Annotated in this window: 1 pseudogene; it reads right to left on the reverse strand. The window is 68.1% G+C overall.

Going from position 1 to position 709, the window contains the following annotated elements:
- Positions 1–709 (reverse strand): annotated as a pseudogene (locus JCM19049_RS16580) (NAD-dependent DNA ligase LigA); the annotation flags it as partial.

A 709-nucleotide genomic window follows, 5' to 3' on the forward strand; every position in this document is an offset into this window, starting at 1 on the left:
CCCAGGTACGGCCACCCGCTCGGTGAGCTGGGCCGGGCAGCTTTGGGCGTTCAGGCAGCGGATGTCCACGTCGGATTCCTTGGCCGGGGCCAGTGGTTCACCGCAGCTGGGGCAGTGGGTGGGCATCACGAAGTCGCGCAGGTTCTCCTCATTGCCCTCGCGCAGCGCCAGCACCGGTCCGACGATCTCCGGGATCACATCCCCGGCCTTGCGCAGGATGACAGTGTCCCCGATCTTCACGTTCTTCGCCTTGACGACCTCCTGGTTGTGCAAGGTGGCCCGGGCAACGGTGGATCCGGCCACCAGCACCGGCTCCATGACCCCGAACGGGGTGACCCGACCGGTGCGCCCCACCTGCACCGCAATGTCCAGCAGCTTGGTGTGCACCTCCTCCGGCGGGTACTTGTAGGCCACCGCCCAGCGCGGCACCCGGGAGGTGTAGCCCAGCTGCTCCTGGGTGGCCAGGTCATCGACCTTCACCACAATCCCGTCGATGTCGTGCACCAGCTCGTGGCGCTTGCGCCCGTGCTCGGCAATGAACTCATCGACCTCGGCCAGCGAGGAGACCACCTGCGAATACGGGGAGACCGGCAGCCCCCAGCGGGCCATCAGCTCATAGCTTTCGGACTGGTTGGCGATGCCCAGCCCGGCGTTGCGCCCCACCCCGTGCACGAACATGCGCAGCGGGCGCTTGGCGGTCTGCGCCGGG

This window comes from Arthrobacter sp. JCM 19049, from assembly GCF_001310435.1.